We start from the raw sequence: 21,218 nt of genomic DNA, 5'->3' as shown, positions 1-21,218 counted from the left end.
ATTAGGAGGTCAAAATGACAACATCAAGTATTATATCAATGATAATAATTTTAACAATATTCTTTGGTGGTTTTGTTGGTTTAATTTTAAGATTACAAAAAGTTTCGAAGGAACAAGAAAAAAGAGAACTAGAAGAAGAAAAATTAAAATAAGGAGATAGAATAATGGAATTAATAAAATTTAATGAACAAGATATAAAAGCTAGAATTAAATTAGCTCAAAAGAAAATGAAAGAACAAAATATGTGTGGAATGTTAGTAAGTGCTGAAGCAAATTTAAATTATTATGCAAATTATTGTACGCATGCACCATGGTCAACTTTTACAAGACCTTCATTCTTATTTATACCAGTTAATGGGGTTCCTAAATTAATGGTACAAACATTTGTAGCCCCTGAAGCTGCTGCAATATCTTTTTGTTGTGACGTTTTAGAATTTAGAAGCTTATTAGGTCCAACTCCTGAAGAATTAAAATCAGTGATGGAGAAGATAGGAATGACAAGTGGAAATGTTGGAATGGAATTAGGGTTTGAACAAAGGATAAGTTTTGAAATAAATACCTACGAAGGATTAAAATTAATTCTTCCAGAAGTTAAATTTGTAGATGCGGCTAGTTTAATTTGGTCACAAAGATTAATAAAATCTAAAAAAGAAATAGAGTGTTTAAGAAGAGCTTGTCAAGCAACAAGTTATGCTCATGATAATACTTTCCCAGAAGTTAAAGAAGGAATGACAGAAAGAGAAATATCTCAAAAAGTTCAAAAACACATGTTAGACGGAGGAGCTGAATATCCAGGATTTGTAATTATAACTTCAGGAAAAGAAAATTATGGAAGAATAAGTAAAACAAGTACTGATAGAAAATTAGAAAAAGGTGATATGTTATGGCTTGATTTAGGAGCTAGATATAATGGATATTGGTCAGATTTTTGTCGTGCTGGAATTGTAGGAGAATTATCAGAAGAAAATATAAAACTTCAAGATAAAATACATGAAATAACAATGGAAGCATCAAAGTCAATGAAACCAGGAGTAGCAATAGCTGATGTTGCAAGAGAATGTGCTAGATTGATGGAAGAAGCAGGTTTTGAAGCAACGTTTGATTGTGGAAGAATGGGTCATGGAATGGGTCTTAGTAGTACTGAACCCCCTTCAGTAACTATTTATGATGATACTATTTTACAAGAGGGAATGATTATAAATTTAGAACCAGGAGTAGTTAATGATGGTGGAGTTTTTGATTTAGAAGAAAATTTTGTAATAACTAAAGATGGTTGTGAGTGTTTATCAGGAGGAAGTAGAAAATTACATAAAATAGCAACAAAATAAGCCCAGAAACCAGTATTAAAATAAAAGAAGTGCACTTGAAGGTTATACTTTAAGTGCACTTTTAATTTATAAAAATAATTATTTGTATTCTTTTAGCTTAATAATGTTTTTAAAATCATTGGTGCTCATTCCTGTATGTTTTTTAAAAAATGCTGAAAAATTAGCAGGCTCATTAAAACCTAAATAATATGAAATTTGATATATTTTCATATCTCCTTTAACAAGAAGACGTTTGGCTTCAAGTATAATTCTGTTTATTAAAAGTTGTTTAGCACTAATATCTGCACATTTTTTACATGCTGTATTTATTGTTTTAACGCTAACTCCTATAAGTTTTGAATAATCATTGACTATTTTTAAATTTCTAAAATTAAGCTCAATTAGTTCACGATATTTATTATAATATTTATATTCCATAGTAGAAGAGTGAATAATTTTATCCTTTTCTTTTAAGTATAATGAAAAAATAAAACTTTTAAATAAAGAACGAATAAGATTTCTTGAAGAATAATCATGATTTTCACTATATTCTTTATAAATTAAATCTATGAGAATCTTATTAGTTGAATTACTGGACATATCTATAGATAAAATAGGTCTTTCATCAGGTGTTTCAAAGAAAGCAAGTAAATCCATATTATTATTTTCGCTATCTTCAAAAAAGAAGGGTTCATTCAAATTGATTACATAACCTTCTACATCGTTATTCACTTTAAAGGAATGGACACGGCGACGTTCAATGATAATTAAATCTCCTGATTTATAAGGATATTTTTTAAAATCAATATAGTGAACTCCACTTCCTTTTGTAATATATAATAACACCCAAAATTCAAGACGTACATCAGTTTCTAAAAGTTTTTGAGGGTGTTTTTCAAAAAATTTTCTAATTTTTATAATTTCAAAATCAAAGTATTGCTTATCTTTTGGATTTTGATAGTTCATTTTTTGTACTTTCATATAACTCACCTCATTATTATTATAATACATATGTTTTTTTTATTCAACTGTAAAGTCTTATTTTTATATTTTTTAGGCGTAAAATAATATTCAAATTATATATATTAAAACGTATAATAATATAAAGTAAGGAGAAGGAGATATTATATGTCAATGAAAATAAAAAGTATATTTTTTATAGGATTATTTTTCAGTTTTAATTTATTATTCACAGGCTGTAGAAAAGAAAGCAAAGTGGAGAAACAGATATATTGATTAGTGATATGTCAGTAAGTGAACAGAGAAAAAGAGAAATGAGTTTTTCTAAAGGATATAGATATGGAAAAACCATGGCTTTAGTTAATAAAAAGTTTTATAGAGAAAAAAATATTTAAAAGGAGGAAGTTATGAAAATAAAAGAAATTTATGAAGCTTTTGAAAAAGTTCATTCTTATAGTTTTGCAACAGTTAATAATGATTTTCCAGAAATTAGGATAGCTCATTTTTTAACATATGATGAAGAGGGAATTTATTTTCAAACTATGAATACAAAATCTTTTTACGAGCAATTAATTAAAAATAAAAAGGTAGCAGTTTGTTCTTTAGTATCAGAAAATATTCCAGTAGAACATGATGAAGAGGGGCTTTCAAATTTCCCTCTAGGTTTTTTTATAAGGGTAAATGGTTATGTGAAAGAAATTCCTTTTGAAGTATTAAAAGAAAAAGCATCTAAAGATATTAGATTTAATGCTTTGATTAAAGATATTGAAAGATATCCAAGTATGACAACTTTTATTTTATATAAATTTAAAGGAGAGGTTTTTAATTATGATTTTGCAAAAGAAAAATTAGATTATAAAATAAAAAGAGAACGTTTTTCTATTGGAGGAATGGAGTATAAAGAAGCAGGATTAATTATAGATGCTGAAAAATGTATTAGTTGTGGAAAATGTTTAGAAATTTGTTCTTTTGATGCTATAGTTCATGAAGATAAATATTTTATAAATTCTAAGTATTGTGATGAATGTGGATCGTGCAAAATTAGTTGTCCAGTTGATGCAATAAAAAAATCCCTTTAATAAGGGATTTTTTTATTATCTATAGTTTTCTTCTAATATTTTAGCAAGTTGATCAGGACAAGAAGTAGGTTTAGTTCTACAAGTGATATCTTTTAATCTAGTAATGACTTCTTCTACTTTCATTCCTTTTAAAAGGCTAGAAAGTCCTTTCGTATTACCGTCACAACCACCTACAAATTTAACTTCTTCAATAATATTGTCTTTCACAATTACACCAATTTCTTTTGCACAAGTACCTGTTGTTTGATAAAATTTCATTTCCTAAACTCCTTTATTATTAATCTCATATTATAATATAGTAGTTATTAGAATATGTCAATAACTTTTTATTTAGAAATTATATTCCCTACCTCTGTTAAAATATCAAAAGCAAGATCAAACTTAGGTTTTTCTTCATATTCTTTCATACTTCCATCTTTTTTTATAAATGTGGCAGCATTGTTAGAGCTTCTCATATTATGAGCATTATTTGCAACAATCATATCAAGATTTTTCTTTTTAAGTTTTTTAGTTGCATTTTCAATTATATTTTCAGTTTCAGCAGCAAATCCCACTAAAACTTGTTTTTCTTTTCTAAGTCCCATGTTATAAAGAATATCTGGATTTTTATCTAAAGTAATAACAAGTTCATCAGTATTTTTCTTTATTTTTTGATTAGCACAAACTTTAGGCTTGTAGTCAGCAACAGCAGCACATCCAATTCCAATATCCATATTATCAAATCTTTTTAAAACTTCATCACACATTTCCTGTGCTGTTTTAACTTGTACAAATTCAGCTAATCCCTCAGGAATATCAAGATTAGTAGGTCCAGAAATTAAAGTTACTTCAGCTCCTAAATTAATTGCTTGAATAGCAATAGAGTAACCCATTTTACCACTTGAGTTATTGCTGAAATATCTGACAGGATCTAGTGGCTCTTCAGTTCTCCCAGCTGTTAAAAGAAGTTTTTTTCCTTTTAGTAATTTCTTTTTCTTTTTATTTAAAAAATAATTTTCAATAATATTAACAATTTCATCTTCATTTTTTAAACGTCCTTTAGCATTAGCGTTGCAAGCTAAGAATCCCTCATCAGAGTCAATGAATTTATAGTTATATTTTTTTAATTTTTCAATATTTTCTTTTAAAATAGGATTATTATACATATTTACATTCATAGCAAGAGCAATAAATTTATCACAAGTACAAGCTGAAACAACAGTTGATAACATATCATCAGCAATTCCATTAGCAATTTTACCTACAATATTGTAAGTAGCAGGGGCAATAAGGCAAAGATCAGCCCATTCAGCAAGAGATATATGTTCAACTTCAAATCCTCTATTTTTATCCCACATATCAATAAAAACTTTATTTCTAGAAAGAGTTTCTAAAGTAAGTGGAGTGATTATTTCAGTAGCATTTTTAGTCATAATTACTTTAACATTATAACCTTTTTTCTTTAATTTTGAAATTATGTTAGCGGATTTGTAAGCAGCAATACCACCACAAACACCAATTAAAATATTTTTCATTTGTATACTCCTAATTTTTAATTATTTTATAATTTGAATTCGTTGAAATAGTTGTCGGTTAAGATTTTAAATTCTTCAACAGCTTTTTTTGGAAAGCCACCTTTTACAATTAATGATTCAAAATCAAAATCATTCATATCATCCATAAATTCAATATTATGTTCGTTAAGATAAGTTATAAATTTTCTTTTATTTTTATATATTTTTTGAATTTTTTCTCCTTTACAAAGGAAAATTCTTAAATCCCAAGGAACAATTCCTTTTTTTAACTTTTCATATTTTTTTAAAGCTAAACGTCCATTTTTAATTTTTAAAATATCTTCAAGAGCAGGAAAAGATTCCAAATCTTGAATAAATAAGATGTTGTTATTTGTTAAAAAATTACGAACTTCTTCAAATTTAACGGTTTTAAAAAAATTGTCAATTCCTAGTTTATAAATAAATTTATTGTTAATTAAATTTTTATAAATATTGTCAAAAGAAACGTTACTATTAGAAATTTCTGATTCTAATTTTTCAATTTCCTTTTTTAATCTTATAACTTCTTGTTCTAAAGTACTATTAGTTTCTCTGGAAGATTTTAAATTTTTTTCCATAATATGAACTTGTTTAGGTGAAAGAGTTTCATTTTTTAAAGTGGTTAATTCACCCTCTAATTTTTCAATTTTTAAATCTTTGTCAACTATTATATTATTTAGGTTAGTAATTTCTTTAAGCTCTTTGTCATTATTAACAGTAGATGATTTTTCTTTAAAAAGTCCATCAAATAATCCCATATAAATCCTCCTTTGAAAATTGTATCACTATAATAATTATAATGCATTTTAAATAAAAAAGCTAATACTTATTTTAATTAATTTTAGATAAATGTGGTATAATGAATTACAAAATAAAATAAATAAAAAGAGGTCTTATGTTAAAAAAAATGTTAGATAATATAAAACTAAAGAAAGTGGAGAAAGATTTAAAAGATTTATTTAAGGAATCAAGTAAAATCTATTCTTTAATTATGGATGAAATAGAAAATGATATTTCAAAAATTTCTTTTTATAAAGATATTGAAATAAAAAGAAGTTCTATGAAAGAAAATATAAGAAAGAATTTTTTCACATTATTTATGTTAAGTTTAATAGAATTTTTAGATATTCCTAAAGAAAATAAGATTAAATATGGAAAATGTATTTTTTATTTAAGAGGAATAATTACTTGTACAGATAATATTATTGATGATGAAAAAAAAGGAACAATATTTCTAAAAGGTATAAGTGAACATGTAACAGAAAATACATTATTGACATTGTTTCTCTATAAAAATTTAGAAGATATTTTAAATAGTTTAGATGAAGAAAAAAGAGGTATAAGCTATAAAATATTAGAAGAGATACATATTATAGCTAAAAGTGAAGGACTAAGAGATTGTTCCTTATATGAAATATATCCTAGTTATAAATATATTTTTAATGAAATTCATAGTGGAATAGGAGGAGAATTATTAAAGATTGGTTTAATAGCTCCTAAATATTTAGAAAATGATAAGAATATAAATAGATGCTTAGATTCTTTATATAAATTAGGGTTATCTCTTCAAGGATTAGATGATTTGTGTGATATGAAAGAAGATTATGATGAAAGAAAAATAAATTTAGGAATTGCTTTTTTTATGGAAAAGTACTCTATTTTAGAAAAAGAAGCAAGTGAGATAGACATACTAAATGATAAGTCAACAAAAGAATATTTATATGAAATATTAGAATATGCTTTAGAAAGTTTTAAAGATTTAGAAAACATAGGTTATCCTGTTGATAGAAAATTAGGAATAAAGATTTTAAAATCTTTATTTGAGATAAGAGGTTTGAAAAAATTGTGGCTTGTTGTAGAAGAAAACTTTAATTAATGGAGGGATTATGAAAAAATTAATATGTTTATTATTTTTGCTTAGTACAGTTGTTTTTGCAAAAAAAGGATATGAAGGATATTGGATGATGAATGAAGGAAAGTTTATCATTAAAATAGATAAAACTAAACAAGAAGAATATGTGGGACATGTTGTTTGGTTAAAAGATATATGCTATCCAAAAGGTGATGAAATGGAAGGGATTGAACAATATGACAGAAATAATCCTGATGAGAAATTAAGAGTAAAATCAAGAAAAGTTATGGGACTTCAAATAGTAGGTGATTTATATGAGAAAAAAGGAAAATTAAAAGGTGGATGGGTATATGATTCCTGGCATGGGAAGCGTTATCATGGTAGTGCTAAATTAATTGATGAAGATCATTTAAAACTTAGAGGTTCTTTTGATAAAGCAGGAATATTAGGAGTTAGTCAAAAAGCAAAAAGAGTTAAAGATTTAAAAAAATATAATTTAAATAAATAATTAATAAAAGCCTCCTATTAGGAGGCTCTTATATTATCTTGAATTTTTATAAATATTAAACATATCTTCTTCGAACAATTTCTTGAAAGAACCAATAGTTCTTTTTCCATTAAAACTACATTTGTTAGCTAACATATGTAAATCTTCTTCTGATAAATTTAATCCAAGTTCTTTTAATGAAATAGGCATATTTATACTTTTATAAAAAGTTTCCATAGCTTTAATTCCTAATATAGCTGTTTCTTTATCACCACAGTTTTCTATATTAAAAACTTTAGTTGCAAAGTCAGCAAATCTTTTAGGATTTTCGTTCATAACATATCTAGCCCAAGATCCCCAAACAGCAGACAGTCCAGCTCCATGAGCAACATCATAACATCCTCCAAGTTCATGTTCTAATTGATGTGAAGACCAGTCTCCAATACCCCCACAACCTGTAAGTCCATTGTGAGAAAGAGAACTAGCCCACATGATTTCAGCTCTGCTTTTATAATCCTTTGGATTTTTTATAACTTTAGGAGCATTTTCAATAACTGTTCTAAGTAAACCTTCAGCAATTTCGTCTGTTATTTTCATATTTCCAACAGGTGAAAAATATCTTTCCATTGTATGCATCATAATATCCACAATTCCACTAGCACTTTGATATTCAGGTAATGTAAAAGTTAATTCAGGATTTAAAATAGCAAACTTAGGTCTAGCATTATCAATACTAAATGATCTTTTAAGCCATCCATCTTCATTAGTTATAACACTACTAGGACTCATTTCGCTTCCAGCAGCAGCCATAGTTAAGATAACTCCTATAGGCATACATTTATTAGAAAATTCTTTTTTAGAATATAAATCCCAAACATCATGGTCTAACATCATTCCATATCCTATTCCTTTGGCAGAATCAATAACACTTCCTCCTCCAATAGCTAAAATGAAATCAATATTTTCTTTTCTTCCAAGCTCAATTCCTTTTCTAACTAAAGATAGTCTTGGATTAGGTTTTACTCCTCCTAGTTCAATATATTGGATATTGGCTTCCTTTAAATAATTTTTTACTTTATCAAGTAGTCCACTACGAATAACACTTCCTCCTCCGTAATGAATTAATATTTTTTTTCCATTAAATTCTTTTAAAAGTTTTGCAACTTCTTTTTCCCTATCTTTTCCAAAAATGATTTTAGTAGGTGTGTAATATTTAAAATTTTCCATAGTTCCCCCTTTATTTAATCAGCTCTTAGAGCTTCAATTGGATTAAGTTCTGCTGCTTTTTTTGCAGGAATTACTCCAAAAATAATTCCAATAAATGTTGATACTAAAAGAGATATAACAATTGAACTAAGTGTAAATAAAGGAGGTATTCCAATGATTTTTCCAATGATTTCTCCTAGAGAAAAACCTAATATAATTCCAATGATTCCTCCAAGTCCTGTAAGGATAACAGATTCTATTAAAAACTGAAGTAGGATATCCTTGTTTGTAGCTCCAATAGCTTTTCTTATTCCAATTTCTTTTGTTCTTTCAATAACACTGACAAGCATTATATTCATAACTCCAATTCCTCCTACAAAAAGAGAAATACCAGCTACAAATGTTACAAAAATATTAAGAGTACTAAGTATGTTATCAAAAGATGAAGATCCTTGAGCAAGAGCTTCTACTTCATATAAATCTTTAATGCCAATAATGTTTTCTAGAATTTCTTTTGACTTTACCATACTATTTTTTGCTTCTTCAGGATTTTTTGATTCAATTAATATTTCTTCATAAGAACCAGCATTTTTTAGGTTATAAATTCGGTCATATGTTGATAATGGAAATCTTATAAATCTAGGAATTCGAAGTCCTCCCATTGCATTTGCAAATTCTTTGAAAGGATTTTTATAAACACCTACAATTTCATAAATGATACTAGCAGACTTCCTATTTTTAAAAATATTATATTCTTTCCCTAGAGCATTATCAATAGAACCATATAAATTAATAGCTGTAACATCATCTATTATAGCAACTTTTTCAGCGTTTTTATATTCAAAACTTAAAAAATTTCTTCCTGCAATCATTTCAACTTTGTCAATATCTTCAACTGAAGGAGTAGAAGCAGTAAACCATACTCTACTAAAATTATCTCCGATTTTAGAATAAACTCTATCTCTAACATAAGGAGTGACATCTTTAAATTCTCCGGTATCTTTAATTTTTTTAATTAGGACATCATCAAAAAGATATTTCCATCTAAAATTTTTAGCTCCCTTATCCACAAAAACTGTAAATTTACCATATCCTCCTTCTTTTAATTTACCAGTAATATTTTCTTGCCCACCTTTTCCTATTGCAGACATTGTAATTACAGATGTTATTCCAATAATTATACCAAGCATTGTTAAAAATGATCTAGCTCTATTTCCTGTTAAACTTTTTATAGCGCTTTTAAAACTTTCTATAAAATTCATTTGCTATCACCATCTTTTATGATTTCCCCATCTTTAAAGAGAAGAATTCTTTTGCAAAATTTAGCAACTTCAGGTTCATGGCTGACAATTACTATAGTTTTTCCTTGTTCGTTTAATTCTTTGAAGAAATTCATAATCTCATTTTCAGAGACACTATCTAAATTTCCAGTAGGCTCATCAGCTAAAATAATAGCAGGATCATTAACTAAAGCTCTAGCAATAGCAACTCTTTGCCTCTGACCTCCAGAAAGTTCATTAGGTTTGTGATACATTCTTTCTTTTAGACCCACTTTTTCTAATACTTTTTTTGCTTTTTCTTCTCTTTTAGTTTTATGAATACCAGAATAAACTAGGGGAAGTTCTACATTCTCTAAAGCAGATAGTTTTGGAAGTAAATTAAAGGCTTGAAAAACAAAACCAATTTTAGAATTTCTAACTTTACAAAGTTTATCCTCTTTTACAGAAGAAACATCAATATTATCTAAAATATATTTTCCTTGAAACTCTTTATCAAGACATCCTAAAATGTTCATCATAGTAGATTTTCCACTTCCACTGCTTCCCATAATAGCTACAAATTCTCCTTTCTCTATATTAAAAGAAATATCTTTAAGAGCGTGCAGAGAATTATCACCATTTTTATAGTATTTATTTAGATTTTTTACCTTTATGATCATCTTTAGCTTCACCTCCTGATTTATTAGAAGGTAAAATTTTATCTCCTTCTTTTAAATTTTCATATGGAGTTTCTAAGATATCCTCTCCGATATTTAAACCATTTAAGACAATAACTTTATCTCCTTCTAAAGATTTTATTTTGATATATTTTTTAGATAAAATTCCATTTTTATTCACAGAAAATACATAATATTTTTTATTATCTTCTAGTATGGAAGTTTTAGGAATAATTATTTTATCTTTGTTTTCATCTAAATAGATAGTTGCAGAAACTTTAAATCCAGGAACAATATCTGGAATTTCTTCTAAAGGCATAACTTCTACTTCTACAATATTTTCAGATGTTATGGAAGAGCTTTTGGAAACCTTTGCTATTTTAGTAATTTTTCCTTTAAATTCTTTTTTATTTTCAAAAACTTCAGGTTTTAAAATTAATTCTTGATTTAAATGAATGTTTTTAATATCATATTCAGGAATTTCTAAAATGATTTTTATATTTGAAAGATCCATAATTTTTAAAAGAGCTTGGTCAGTATCAACTAAATAATTTTCTTGAGCTTTTAAAGAGGAAATAGTACCGCTTACAGGACTTAATATTTTTTCAGCAGTTTTAGATAAATCTTCATTATATTCTTCAATATCAATTTCTAATAATCTGATATCTTCTTTTAAATCTTTAACTTCATTAGTAGAGCTACCTCCAATTTCATAGAGCTTTTCAATTATTTTTAAATTTCTTTTTTCTCTGTTTAATTTAATTTTTTTTCTTTCTAAATTTCTTTTAATATTATTTCTTTGGGTGTCATCAAATGTCATAAGTAGCTGACCTTTTTTTACAAAATCGCCCTCTTGAATAAAAACTTCGTCCACTTTTAATTTTTTATCCACAAAAACATCTTTAGTATCATTAGCTTCAACTTTTCCAGAGGCATTAATATATCCTTTTCCATTTCCAATATTTATTTTTAAAACTTCATAAGATTTCAAATTTTTAGAATGAAAATGAAATTTAAAGAAAAGGCCTCCTCCTATAGCTGTAATTATTAAAAATATTCCAATTGTTTTTTTATTTATTTTCATTATAGTCTCCTCTAATTATTACTTTATAAATATATGCATTTAAATCATTTTTAGATTTTTCAGCATCAATTGTATATGTTAAAAAATCATTGAAACTATCTATTAAATCTAAATACTTTATCTTACCAAGTTTATATTCTAATTTTTTAATTTCATATTTATTTTTTTCTAATATTGCTTTATTTTTGTTTATTTTATATTCTTTATTAAAATTTTCATATTCTTCTTGGATTTTTAAAATTTCAGAATTATTTTTATTTTTTTGTTCAGTTATGTGTAATATTTTCTCTTTGTAATTAAATTTTTCATTTTCTAAGTTATTGTCATAATAAAATAAATTTTTTGATATTTTTAAATAAATTCTATTTTCTTTAACTTCTTCTTCTCTAGAACCAAAATCGTGTTCCAATCCTATGGAAATATCAGGATATTTATCATTATATTTTAAATATTTAATATTTTCTTTTATTTTATCTTTTTCAAGATTTAAAATATTTAAGTCTTTCTTTCCAATATTATTTAAAAAATACTCAAAATTATTAATTTTTTTAGGTATTTCTTTTAAAGTATTTCCTTCTATTTTAATTTTAAAATCATAAAAAAATCTTTTTTGCAGTTTGATTTTTTTTCTTTTTAAATTTTCTAATTCTATTTCAAGATTTTCTCGATTTATTTTTGCAGAGGTTAAGTCAATTTTAGAACTTTTTCCTAAGTTGAAAGATTCTTTCAATATTTTTTCTTCACTTTTTAGAGTTTTTACACCATTTCTTTTAGCTTCAATTTCAAATTCAATATTTTTATATTCTTTATAAAGATCAATTAAATTTAATTTCTTTTTCTCTAAATTATTAAAATAATTTAATGTATTTATTTTTTTATCAATTAAAGTATTATTTAAATTTTTATCATTTTCTGAATAAAGCATATCTTTAATATTTTTATTGATACCAATAACTAAATCAGATTCTTCTTTTTCTTTTTTCGTACCATTAATATAAAAATCTCCAAAGGTTAGATTTCCTTCTGTTTTATATAATTGGTCTTCTCTATAGTAAGTAGTTTCAGAACTACCTTTAATTCCATTGTAATTATCTAATTTATAAAATTTTTTATTAATTTCACTTTTTTCTTGTTCTATATTATAAATGTTTTTTTCATAAGAATTATTAGAAACATCTTTCAACATAATGTCTAAGTCTAAATTTTTACTGAAACTTATACTAGAAAGTAGTAAGAATAATATTGCCTTTTTTTTCATGAGATACTCCTTTTATTATATTATTCATTTTATCATTTTTTTAGTAGTAAGTTAAAACTAACTACTAAAATTTATTATAACATATAAAAGTATTTAAAAAAAGTCATTGCAAGCAATGACTTTTTTTTATAAAAACTTTTTAAATTCTTTTGTTACAAATTCAATATTTTCAAGGTTAGATATATGACCACTACGGGGGACAATTGATAATTTAGAATTTTTAACAAGTTCTTTCATTTCAATTGATTCTTTTTTTGGTCTAGGAATATCGAATTCTCCAACCATAAACAAAGTAGGAATATTAATTACTTTTAATAATTGAAGAGCATCTTTTCTTCCAAAAATTCCTCGTCCTAAAGCAACAATAGTATTAATATTTTTTTTATTAATGTTTATTAAGTGATTATAAAAATCTTTTAATAATTGGAAACCACGTGCTGTATTTTCAGGTGCAAAAAACATAGGGGCAATTTTATCAGCTAGTTCAGAAGTAACTTTTTCATTCTCTTTAACTTTTTCTAGTAATTGAAAATATAAGGCTTTAGTATTTTCATATTCTAGTCCAACATAACTATCCATAATTATCAGTTTTTTCATTTTATCTTTATCTAGAGAATAAAGAATAGGTCCAAGCATTCCACCAACTGAAAGTCCAATATAAGTATAAGATTTGATATTTAAAATATTCAAAGCTTCTTTTATGTCATTTGCAAGATGTTCTAAAGAATATTCTTCAGTGTCTTCTAAAGAATCAGATAAGCCATGTCCCCATAAATCAATATTTATACATGTATAATTTTTAGAAAGTTCTTCAACTTGAGGGGTCCACATTTTATTATCCCAAAGAAAAGAATGTATAAAGACAATGTTTTCACCTGTTCCAGTAATATCAATATTTAATTGTTTGTTGTTTTTCAAAGTTATAAGCATATATCCTCCTTTAAATTAATAGTCATCATATTATAACACATGTTATCTTATAAAAGAAATTATTTTTTTATTGAAAATTCAACTATTTTTATTGACTTTTCAATAAAAATAAGTTAATATAAAGCATATAATTATATGGGAGGGATATAAGTGAAGGAAATTTTAAGAGAGATAGGAACAATCTCTAGAAGTATAGCTACTATAGATGAAAAAGAGTTTAAAGCTTTTAATTTATCAAAAAGTCAAAATCTTTATTTAGTTAGAATCTTTGAATATCCGGGAATTATTCAAGAAAAATTAGCAGAAGTTTTAAGTGTAGAAAGAAGTACAACAGCAAAATCTGTAAAAAAATTAGTTGATAATGGTCTTGTGGAAAAAAGAAAGGAAGAGGATAATAAAAAAGAATTTAAATTATATTGTACAAAAAAAGGAAGAGAAATTTATGAATTATTAAGAAAAAATGAAGAAGCCTTAGTAGAAATAACAACACAAGGATTAAGTGAAAAAGAAAAACGAGAGCTTTTATCTCTACTCATAAAGATGAGAAAAAATACTAGAAATTTATGGGAAGAAGTTATAAAAAAAGGAGGGAGTATAAAATTTTAAATAAAAATCTAAGAACGTATATAAAATTAAATTTAAATTTAATTTTACTAGCCTTTGTAATTGTTAATGTTATAGTTCCTTTAAAGTTAATATCAGGGGGAACAACGGGGTTGGCTTTAATAATATATTATCTTTTTAAAATTCCTGTAGCAATAGCTTATATATTATTAAATATACCTATTTTTATAGGAGGATTTTACGTATTTGGTAAAAATTATACTAAAAATTTATTTTATAGTATTACTGTTCTTTCATTAAATATATTCTTAGTAGAAAAATATTTTCAAATAAAAAATCTACAGCTTTTTATTGGAGAGAATAATATTTTAGGAATATTATTAGGTTCAATTTTATCAGGGGTTATAATAGGTTTTATAATATTATTAGATGGGAATACAGGTGGAACTTTAATTATTTCGCAAATTCTAGAAAAAATATATGCTGTTAAGATAGGTACTAGTTTAATAATTTTAGATATTCTAGTAATTTTTTTAACGATAATATTTTTAGGGAAAATGTCAGCTTTGTCTAGTATAGTTTATTTAATTATATCAGGAAAAATTATTAATTTATTAAAATATAAAAGGAGTGTTTAAAATGGAAGTAATAATAAAAGAATTTAGAGAATTAACAAGTATTGAATTATATGAAATATTAAAAGTAAGAGCAGAAGTTTTTGTTATGGAACAAGAAATTTTATATAATGATTTAGATAATAAGGATTATAAATCATATCATTTAATGGTGAAAGAAAATGATGAAATTATAGGTTATTTAAGAATAATACAAGCAGGAGTTTCTTATGAAACTATGTCAATAGGAAGAGTTTTAGTTTTAAAATCAGAGAGAAAAAGACAAATAGGAAGAAAAATGTTGGAAAAAGCTATTGATTATATAAAAAATGATTTAAAAGAAAAAGAAATAACTATATCAGCTCAATTTTATTTGAAAAAGTTTTATGAATCTTTAGGATTTAGAGCAGTTACAAAGATGTATATAGAAGAAGGAATAGAACATATAAAAATGAAATTAAAATTTAATTAAAAAACAGCCTTCTAATTATAGAAGGCTGTTTTGATTTTGATCTATATTGATTTCTTTAAGGCTTCAGCAACAAATTCAACTTGAGTTCCAACAATAACTTGTACATTAGTTTTATTCGGTTTCAAAACACCAGGAACTAATTTTTTAATATCTGCATCTTTTACTATAGAACTATCTTTAACTTCTAATCTTAATCTAGTAGTACAGTAATCAACAGAAACTAGGTTTTCTTTTCCACCTAAAAGAGGTAAAAGTAAATCAGCTAATTCAGTATTAGAAGTTTTTTTACCAGAGAAATTTTTAATAGTTTCAGTATCATCATCATCTTCTCTACCAGGAGTTTTTAAATTAAACTTCTTAATAGCAAAAGTGAAGATAGTATAATAAAGAGCAAAGAATACTACTCCTTGAACAAGTAACATATACCATTTGTTAGCTAGAGGATTTCTAGTAGAAAGTAATAAATCAATAAATCCTGCTGAGAATCCAAATCCTGCCATCCAATGAAAAGAAGCTGCTAAGAAAACAGATATTCCAGTTAATAAAGCATGTATTAAATATAATCCAGGAGCAACAAACATGAATGCGAATTCAACTGGTTCTGTAACACCTGTTAAGAAACTAGCAAAACCTGCAGCGAGCATTATAGATTTAACTTTATTTTTGTTTTCAGGCTTAGCAGTTTTAATAAATGCAGCACATGCACCAAGCAAACCAAACATCATAATAGGGAAGAAACCAGCTTGATACATTCCAGTTTTTCCAACAATACCAGTACCTTCAGCTATTGATTTAGCTCCACCAAGGAAATTAGGTATATCATTTATTCCAGCAACATCAAACCAGAAAACTGAATTTAAAGCATGATGTAATCCCACAGGAATTAATAATCTATTTAAGAAACCGTATATTCCAGCTCCAACAGCACCTAGTTTAGAAACACCTTCTCCTAAAGAAACAAGTCCATTATACATTAAAGGCCAAATTTCCATTAAGATAAAAGAAACAATTAACATAACAAATGATGTAAGAATAGGAACTAATCTTCTTCCGCTAAAAAATGCTAGAAATGGAGGTAATTCAACTTTACTATATTTGTTATATAAAGCAGAAGCAATAACTCCGCAAAGAATTCCTATAAACTGATTGTTTATTTTAGAGAATCCTGCAGGAACTTCATTTCCAGGTATCCCTTTAATCATTGCAACAGCACCTGGAGAAAGTAAAGTAGTAACTACTAAGAAACCAACTAGTCCAGCAAGAGCAGCAGAACCATTTTTATCTTTAGACATTCCAAAAGCAACACCAATAGCAAATAATATAGGCATGTTATCAATTATAGCAGCACCAGATTTAATAAAAAATGCTGCAAGAACACTATTTCCACCCCAAGCAACTGGGTCAATCCAATATCCAACACCTAATAAAATCGCAGCAGCTGGTAAAACAGCAACTGGAACCATCAAAGCTTTACCTATTTTTTGCAAATAACCAAACATAATTTTTCCTCCTTAAAATTAATTTTAAATTTTTAATTCATTTTCATTTACAATATAATTATAATACATTTTAGGTTTTTTTCAAGCTTTTTTTTGGAATTTATTACTGAGAATGTTTTAAAAAATCGCAGATAGCTTTAAAATCAACTGTTTATTTTAACTTTTTTTTTCACGAAAAAATATAAAATACATAATTTTTAAATTTTTAATTCAAAAAAATTTAGAATTTTTTTTTATTTTCTTCATATAAATTATAAAATTCGCCTTTATTTTTAATTAATTTTTCAAAATTGCCATTTTCTACAATTCCATCTTCATTAAAAACTAAGATTCTATCAAAATTTTTAATAATATCCAATCTATGAGTTACAAAAATAACAGTTTTTTCTTTTAGAAATTTTAGGATATTATTTATAACTATTTTTTCAGATATACTATCTAATCCTGAAGTAGCCTCATCAAGTAAAATTATTTCAGGTTTTTTTAAAAATAACCTAGCAAAAGAAATTCTTTGATTTTGTCCAGTACTAAGATTAGTTCCTTTATTTCCTAGTATACTGTTATATTGTTTAGGTAATTTCTCGATCATATCATTGATATAAGCTTTTTTAGATGCGTTTTTTACATCTTCAAGGGTACTTTTATTTTTAACAACAGATATATTTTTTCCAATAGTATCATATAATATATTTTCAGAATTGTTTAAAATTCCCATCATATTAAGCAAACTTTTTTTGTTAAGTTCTTTATAATCAATATTATTAATTGAGATAGTTCCAGAAGTGGGCAAATAGTTTTTCTTTATTAAATTTAAAATAGTTGATTTTCCAATACCACTTTTACCAATAATTGCAACTTTTTCTTTGGAGTTAATATTGAAAGAAATATTATTTAATACATTTTCATTTCCATATGAAAAGGAAACATTTTCAAATTTAATATTTTTAAATGGTAAAGGAACTATTTTAGAGCCTTTAAAAGAGCTGTCTTCTGTTTCTAACATATTTTTTAATCTATTTATACCAGACATTCCTTTTTGATAAGAATCAGCAAGCCCTGCAAGTTTGATTAAAGAAATTTTAAATCTATCTACAAGCAATAAGAATGAAATTATAATACCTAAAGTTATTTTATTTTCTACAAATAGATAACCACCAAATCCAATTAGAATTATTTGTGTTAAATGAACATAAAAAGTGACTCCAGACATAAAAATTCCAACATTTAAATAGTTTTTCTTTTCAGCCATTAAAAGATTATTATTACTTCTTTTAAAATTATTGTTAGCATATTGTTCAAGAACATTATCTTTTAAAAATAAAATAACTCTAAATAATTCATAGACAGTACTTGTAAAATTACTATTCATTTTTCTAATTTCTTTATATCCAGATTTTAATTTTTTGTTTTTAGAGTAAACAAATATAAAACCAAATGGGAAAGGTAAAAAAATAATTAAAGTTAAAATAGGACTGAAAAAAAACATAAGACAGAAACTTCCGATTAAAGATCCTCCTGCAGACATTGAATCTTGAAGGCCTCTATATAAAAGAGAAGAAGAATTTTCTAAATCACTTGTTATTCTAGCAATTAATTCTCCTTTTTCTTTTTTATTAAAAAATTCATTTGATTGTTTAAGCATATGATTAAACAAGTCATTTCTCATATGGTATTTAATTTTGTTTCCCATTAATTGACCTCTGCTAAATGAAACAATAGCAAATATAGTTCTTACTCCATACATAAATAAAACTAAGACGGATAAATAAAAAATTAGATTTAAATTTTTCTTTGGAATAGCTGTATCAATTATATTTTTAACAACTAAAGGAGCAGTTAAATCCAAAGCTGTTACCATTATATTGAAAATTATAAATATAGTTAATAATTTTTTTTCTTTTTGATAATATTTTAATATTAAGTTTTTAGTTTTCATTTATATAACACCTCATAAATTTCCATTAGATTATCAATAACTCGAGGGCTTCCTCTTAAAATTTTACTAGATTCAAAAATATAAATTCTATTATTTTTATATGCATCTGTATATTTTATATAATTATTTTTTTCAATTAAACTTTCTTTGTTTTTAATTTTCATAGTACAAATAATAACTTCTGGATTGTTTTTTAATATATATTCAGAGGAAATAATATGTGTATTTCCCATTTTGGTATCTCCTAAATTTTCAATATTAAATAAATTTAATATTTCTCCTGGAATACTTTTAGAATTGTAAGCTAAAAGAGGAGAGGTAGAATATAAAACTAAACCTTTTAATTTTTTAGAATCTTTAGTAAATTTATGTTGTATTCTGTTTAATTTTTCTTTTTTTTCACTTATTAAATTTTGTGCATTTTTTTCATTCCCAGTTATCCTTCCATACATTTTAATTTTTGTAAAAATTTCATTAAAACTAGTTGATCTATCTACAATGAATGGAATATTTTGTTGTTTTAAAACATTTTCAACTTCTCTAGACATTAAATTTAATATAACAAGATCAGGATTTAGTTTTAAAATTTTTTCAATTGAAGGTTTAGAAACAGTACCAACGGATTCTAGTTTTTTTATTTTTTCATTAGGCCACATTTTATTTATTCTAGTTTTAGCAACTCCAACAATTTTATCTTCAGCTCCAATTAAGTAAAAAATTTCAATACAAGAGGGATCTGTAATTAAGATACGGTTATATTTTTTTAGTTTTATGCTGTTACCATAATTATCAAAATATTTATTGCTTTCTAATTTCATTGAAAAGGTATAAAAACCTAAGCAAAGAAATAGTAATATGATATTTAATTTTTTCATAGTTTCTCCTTTTTTCATTATAATTATAGTATAGTTTATTTTTTTTAATTAATCTAATTTTATGTTAAATTTTTTTTAAGTCTTGTTTTTAAAAGAATTATATGATATTATTTATGGTAAGCTCCCATGGCTCAATTGGATAGAGCATCTGACTTCGGATCAGAGGGTTATGAGTTCGAATCTTATTGGGAGCGCCATATAAAATAGTATTTAACAACTACTTGAAGTAGTTGTATTTTTTTGCTTAAAGTTAAGTATTAATTGAATTTTTATCAAAAAATGATAAAAATTCCTTGCATTTTTATATGAAATAGAGTAACATATATATGAGTGTTTCGTAAAAAGAACCTTTATTTATAAAGGATTCTAATATGGAACTTTTTAAAAGAATGTACACACATAAAAAAAAATCCCTATTTTCTATATTTAAAGGGATTTTTTTAATTGTTTTATTTTTCTTCTCCTACTTTTTTAGGTTTAATCCATTCAGAATCTTTTCTTAAAGAGTAATTTTTAATAAATTCTTCTTTAAATTCAATAAATCTATCTTCTAAAATAGCTTTTCTAGCATTTTTCATTAGATTTACTAAGAAATAAAGATTATGATAAGTTGTTAATCTTTGACCTAAAATTTCTCCAGCTTTTAATAAATGTCTAATATAACCTCTTTTATAGTTTCTACATACATAACAATTACATCCTTCATCTAAAGGTCTGTCATCTTCTGCATAAGAAGCATTTTTAATAACAAGTCTACCATACTTTGTAAATACAGTTCCATGTCTACCAATTCTTGTAGGTTGAACACAATCCATCATATCTACTCCATGTTCCACAGCTTCAAGCATATCTAAAGGTTCTCCAACACCCATTAAATATCTAGGTTTATTTTCAGGTAACTTAGGAGTAATATGTTTTAAAATTCTGTACATATCATCTTTTTTTTCTCCAACAGCAAGTCCTCCAATAGCGTATCCTGAGAAAAATTCATCCATATCTTTTAATTCATTATATGATTTATCTCTTAAATCTTCATAAATTCCACCTTGAACAATTGCAAATAAACCTTGTTCAGTAGGTCTTTTATGATAAGTCACACATCTTTTTGCCCATCTAGTAGTTCTTTCTATAGATGGAATTAAATATTCTCTTGAAGATTGCCCAGGAGGACATTCATCAAATAACATAACTATGTCAGAACCTAAGTTATTTTGAATTTCAATAGATTTTTCAGGAGAAATAAATCTTTTAGATCCATCTAGATGAGAGGCAAACTCAACACCTTCTTCTTTTATTTTTCTAATAGTTCCTAAACTAAATACTTGAAAACCTCCACTGTCAGTAAGAATTGGTTTTTCCCAAGCACTGAACTTATGTAGTCCACCAAATTTAGCAACAACTTCGTCTGTAGGTCTTAAATGTAAATGATAAGTGTTTCCTAGGATTATTTCAGAACCAAGTTCAATTAATTCTTCCTTAGTCATACCCTTTACAGTTCCTTGAGTACCAACAGGCATAAATACTGGAGTTTCTACTTTTCCATGAGGAGTTGTAATAATTCCAGCTCTAGCATTTCCATTTTTCTTTAATAATTCATATGTTACAGGTAATTTTTGCATTGATTCTC

At 25.5% G+C, this 21,218-nt stretch carries 22 protein-coding genes, 1 tRNA gene and 1 pseudogene; 10 read left to right on the top strand and 14 right to left on the bottom strand.

The features are described 5' to 3' along the window. Positions 1 to 14: 14 nt before the first annotated feature. Both Q7K47_02800 and Q7K47_02795 read left to right on the top strand, forming a co-directional pair. A complete protein-coding gene (locus Q7K47_02800; protein MDP0506135.1) occupies positions 15 to 152 on the top strand; it encodes a hypothetical protein in 138 nt (45 codons plus the stop codon). 12 nt (positions 153 to 164) lie between these two features. Next, positions 165 to 1,328 (top strand): Xaa-Pro peptidase family protein, encoded by a 1,164-nt coding sequence (locus Q7K47_02795; protein MDP0506134.1) that lies wholly within the window; start codon positions 165 to 167, stop codon positions 1,326 to 1,328. Between the two features lie 78 nt (positions 1,329 to 1,406). Here Q7K47_02795 and Q7K47_02790 read toward each other — a convergent pair whose 3' ends face one another. Then, positions 1,407 to 2,288: a helix-turn-helix transcriptional regulator gene (locus Q7K47_02790; GenBank protein ID MDP0506133.1), complete on the bottom strand. Its 882-nt coding sequence runs from the start codon at positions 2,286 to 2,288 to the stop codon at positions 1,407 to 1,409. 242 nt (positions 2,289 to 2,530) lie between these two features. Here Q7K47_02790 and Q7K47_02785 point away from each other — a divergent pair. Then, a pseudogene (locus tag Q7K47_02785) lies at positions 2,531 to 2,662 on the top strand (hypothetical protein). A 12-nt stretch (positions 2,663 to 2,674) separates the two neighbouring features. Beyond that, a complete protein-coding gene (locus Q7K47_02780) occupies positions 2,675 to 3,346 on the top strand; it encodes a 4Fe-4S binding protein (protein ID MDP0506132.1) in 672 nt (223 codons plus the stop codon). Between the two features lie 15 nt (positions 3,347 to 3,361). Here Q7K47_02780 and Q7K47_02775 read toward each other — a convergent pair whose 3' ends face one another. The 3 genes from Q7K47_02775 to Q7K47_02765 form a co-directional block, all read right to left on the bottom strand. Then, complete coding sequence (locus Q7K47_02775) at positions 3,362 to 3,604, bottom strand: TIGR03905 family TSCPD domain-containing protein (GenBank protein MDP0506131.1); 243 nt, start codon at positions 3,602 to 3,604, stop codon at positions 3,362 to 3,364. A gap of 68 nt (positions 3,605 to 3,672) precedes the next feature. Next, the gene (gene coaBC / locus Q7K47_02770) at positions 3,673 to 4,860 is read right to left on the bottom strand and encodes a bifunctional phosphopantothenoylcysteine decarboxylase/phosphopantothenate--cysteine ligase CoaBC (protein MDP0506130.1); all 1,188 of its coding nucleotides are present in this window, start codon (positions 4,858 to 4,860) and stop codon (positions 3,673 to 3,675) included. A gap of 26 nt (positions 4,861 to 4,886) precedes the next feature. Beyond that, positions 4,887 to 5,636: a hypothetical protein gene (locus Q7K47_02765; protein MDP0506129.1), complete on the bottom strand. Its 750-nt coding sequence runs from the start codon at positions 5,634 to 5,636 to the stop codon at positions 4,887 to 4,889. Positions 5,637 to 5,773: 137 nt separating this feature from the next. Here Q7K47_02765 and Q7K47_02760 point away from each other — a divergent pair, with 137 nt between their 5' ends. Together Q7K47_02760 and Q7K47_02755 are read left to right on the top strand one after the other, a co-directional pair. Beyond that, positions 5,774 to 6,754 carry a hypothetical protein gene (locus Q7K47_02760; protein MDP0506128.1) on the top strand — a complete coding sequence of 327 codons (981 nt, stop codon included), beginning with the start codon at positions 5,774 to 5,776 and terminating at the stop codon, positions 6,752 to 6,754. 10 nt (positions 6,755 to 6,764) lie between these two features. Beyond that, on the top strand, positions 6,765 to 7,238 hold the full coding sequence (locus tag Q7K47_02755) for a DUF2147 domain-containing protein (GenBank protein MDP0506127.1): 474 nt from the start codon (positions 6,765 to 6,767) through the stop codon (positions 7,236 to 7,238). A 33-nt stretch (positions 7,239 to 7,271) separates the two neighbouring features. On the opposite strand, the gene Q7K47_02750 is transcribed toward Q7K47_02755, so the two are convergent. The 6 genes from Q7K47_02750 to Q7K47_02725 all read right to left on the bottom strand — a co-directional run bounded on the left by Q7K47_02750 (position 7,272) and on the right by Q7K47_02725 (position 13,631). Then, a complete protein-coding gene (locus tag Q7K47_02750) occupies positions 7,272 to 8,444 on the bottom strand; it encodes an iron-containing alcohol dehydrogenase (protein MDP0506126.1) in 1,173 nt (390 codons plus the stop codon). A gap of 14 nt (positions 8,445 to 8,458) precedes the next feature. After that, positions 8,459 to 9,685 carry an ABC transporter permease gene (locus tag Q7K47_02745; protein ID MDP0506125.1) on the bottom strand — a complete coding sequence of 409 codons (1,227 nt, stop codon included), beginning with the start codon at positions 9,683 to 9,685 and terminating at the stop codon, positions 8,459 to 8,461. Beyond that, positions 9,682 to 10,362: an ABC transporter ATP-binding protein gene (locus tag Q7K47_02740; GenBank protein MDP0506124.1), complete on the bottom strand. Its 681-nt coding sequence runs from the start codon at positions 10,360 to 10,362 to the stop codon at positions 9,682 to 9,684. Before Q7K47_02740 ends, Q7K47_02745 begins: the two co-directional genes overlap by 4 nt. Beyond that, on the bottom strand, positions 10,334 to 11,443 hold the full coding sequence (locus tag Q7K47_02735) for an efflux RND transporter periplasmic adaptor subunit (protein ID MDP0506123.1): 1,110 nt from the start codon (positions 11,441 to 11,443) through the stop codon (positions 10,334 to 10,336). The genes Q7K47_02740 and Q7K47_02735 overlap by 29 nt, the downstream gene beginning before the upstream one ends. Continuing rightward, positions 11,430 to 12,701: a TolC family protein gene (locus Q7K47_02730; protein MDP0506122.1), complete on the bottom strand. Its 1,272-nt coding sequence runs from the start codon at positions 12,699 to 12,701 to the stop codon at positions 11,430 to 11,432. The genes Q7K47_02735 and Q7K47_02730 overlap by 14 nt, the downstream gene beginning before the upstream one ends. A gap of 126 nt (positions 12,702 to 12,827) precedes the next feature. Then, on the bottom strand, positions 12,828 to 13,631 hold the full coding sequence (locus tag Q7K47_02725) for an alpha/beta hydrolase (protein ID MDP0506121.1): 804 nt from the start codon (positions 13,629 to 13,631) through the stop codon (positions 12,828 to 12,830). Between the two features lie 150 nt (positions 13,632 to 13,781). Here Q7K47_02725 and Q7K47_02720 point away from each other — a divergent pair, with 150 nt between their 5' ends. From Q7K47_02720 to Q7K47_02710, 3 genes are read left to right on the top strand one after another with little or no spacing between them, the layout of a single operon-like run. Beyond that, positions 13,782 to 14,237: a MarR family transcriptional regulator gene (locus tag Q7K47_02720; GenBank protein MDP0506120.1), complete on the top strand. Its 456-nt coding sequence runs from the start codon at positions 13,782 to 13,784 to the stop codon at positions 14,235 to 14,237. Continuing rightward, positions 14,195 to 14,833: a YitT family protein gene (locus Q7K47_02715; GenBank protein MDP0506119.1), complete on the top strand. Its 639-nt coding sequence runs from the start codon at positions 14,195 to 14,197 to the stop codon at positions 14,831 to 14,833. Before Q7K47_02720 ends, Q7K47_02715 begins: the two co-directional genes overlap by 43 nt. Position 14,834: 1 nt before the next feature. Next, complete coding sequence (locus Q7K47_02710; protein ID MDP0506118.1) at positions 14,835 to 15,281, top strand: GNAT family N-acetyltransferase; 447 nt, start codon at positions 14,835 to 14,837, stop codon at positions 15,279 to 15,281. Between the two features lie 41 nt (positions 15,282 to 15,322). Here Q7K47_02710 and nagE read toward each other — a convergent pair whose 3' ends face one another. The 3 genes from nagE to Q7K47_02695 all read right to left on the bottom strand — a co-directional run bounded on the left by nagE (position 15,323) and on the right by Q7K47_02695 (position 19,591). Then, positions 15,323 to 16,780 (bottom strand): N-acetylglucosamine-specific PTS transporter subunit IIBC, encoded by a 1,458-nt coding sequence (gene nagE, locus Q7K47_02705; GenBank protein MDP0506117.1) that lies wholly within the window; start codon positions 16,778 to 16,780, stop codon positions 15,323 to 15,325. A gap of 220 nt (positions 16,781 to 17,000) precedes the next feature. Continuing rightward, on the bottom strand, positions 17,001 to 18,716 hold the full coding sequence (locus Q7K47_02700; protein MDP0506116.1) for an ABC transporter ATP-binding protein: 1,716 nt from the start codon (positions 18,714 to 18,716) through the stop codon (positions 17,001 to 17,003). Further along, positions 18,713 to 19,591 (bottom strand): ABC transporter substrate-binding protein, encoded by an 879-nt coding sequence (locus tag Q7K47_02695; GenBank protein MDP0506115.1) that lies wholly within the window; start codon positions 19,589 to 19,591, stop codon positions 18,713 to 18,715. The genes Q7K47_02700 and Q7K47_02695 overlap by 4 nt, the downstream gene beginning before the upstream one ends. Before the next feature lie 120 nt (positions 19,592 to 19,711). Here Q7K47_02695 and Q7K47_02690 point away from each other — a divergent pair. After that, positions 19,712 to 19,788 (top strand) — tRNA-Arg (locus tag Q7K47_02690). 252 nt (positions 19,789 to 20,040) lie between these two features. Here Q7K47_02690 and tgt read toward each other — a convergent pair. Next, the gene (tgt, locus tag Q7K47_02685; GenBank protein ID MDP0506114.1) at positions 20,041 to 21,210 is read right to left on the bottom strand and encodes a tRNA guanosine(34) transglycosylase Tgt; all 1,170 of its coding nucleotides are present in this window, start codon (positions 21,208 to 21,210) and stop codon (positions 20,041 to 20,043) included. Positions 21,211 to 21,218: the final 8 nt, after the last annotated feature.

The organism is Fusobacterium sp. JB019 (genome assembly GCA_030673965.1).
Lineage (GTDB): Bacteria > Fusobacteriota > Fusobacteriia > Fusobacteriales > Fusobacteriaceae > Fusobacterium_B.
Note: the sequence above shows the minus strand (reverse complement) of the source record. Positions and strands in the feature narration are given on the sequence as shown.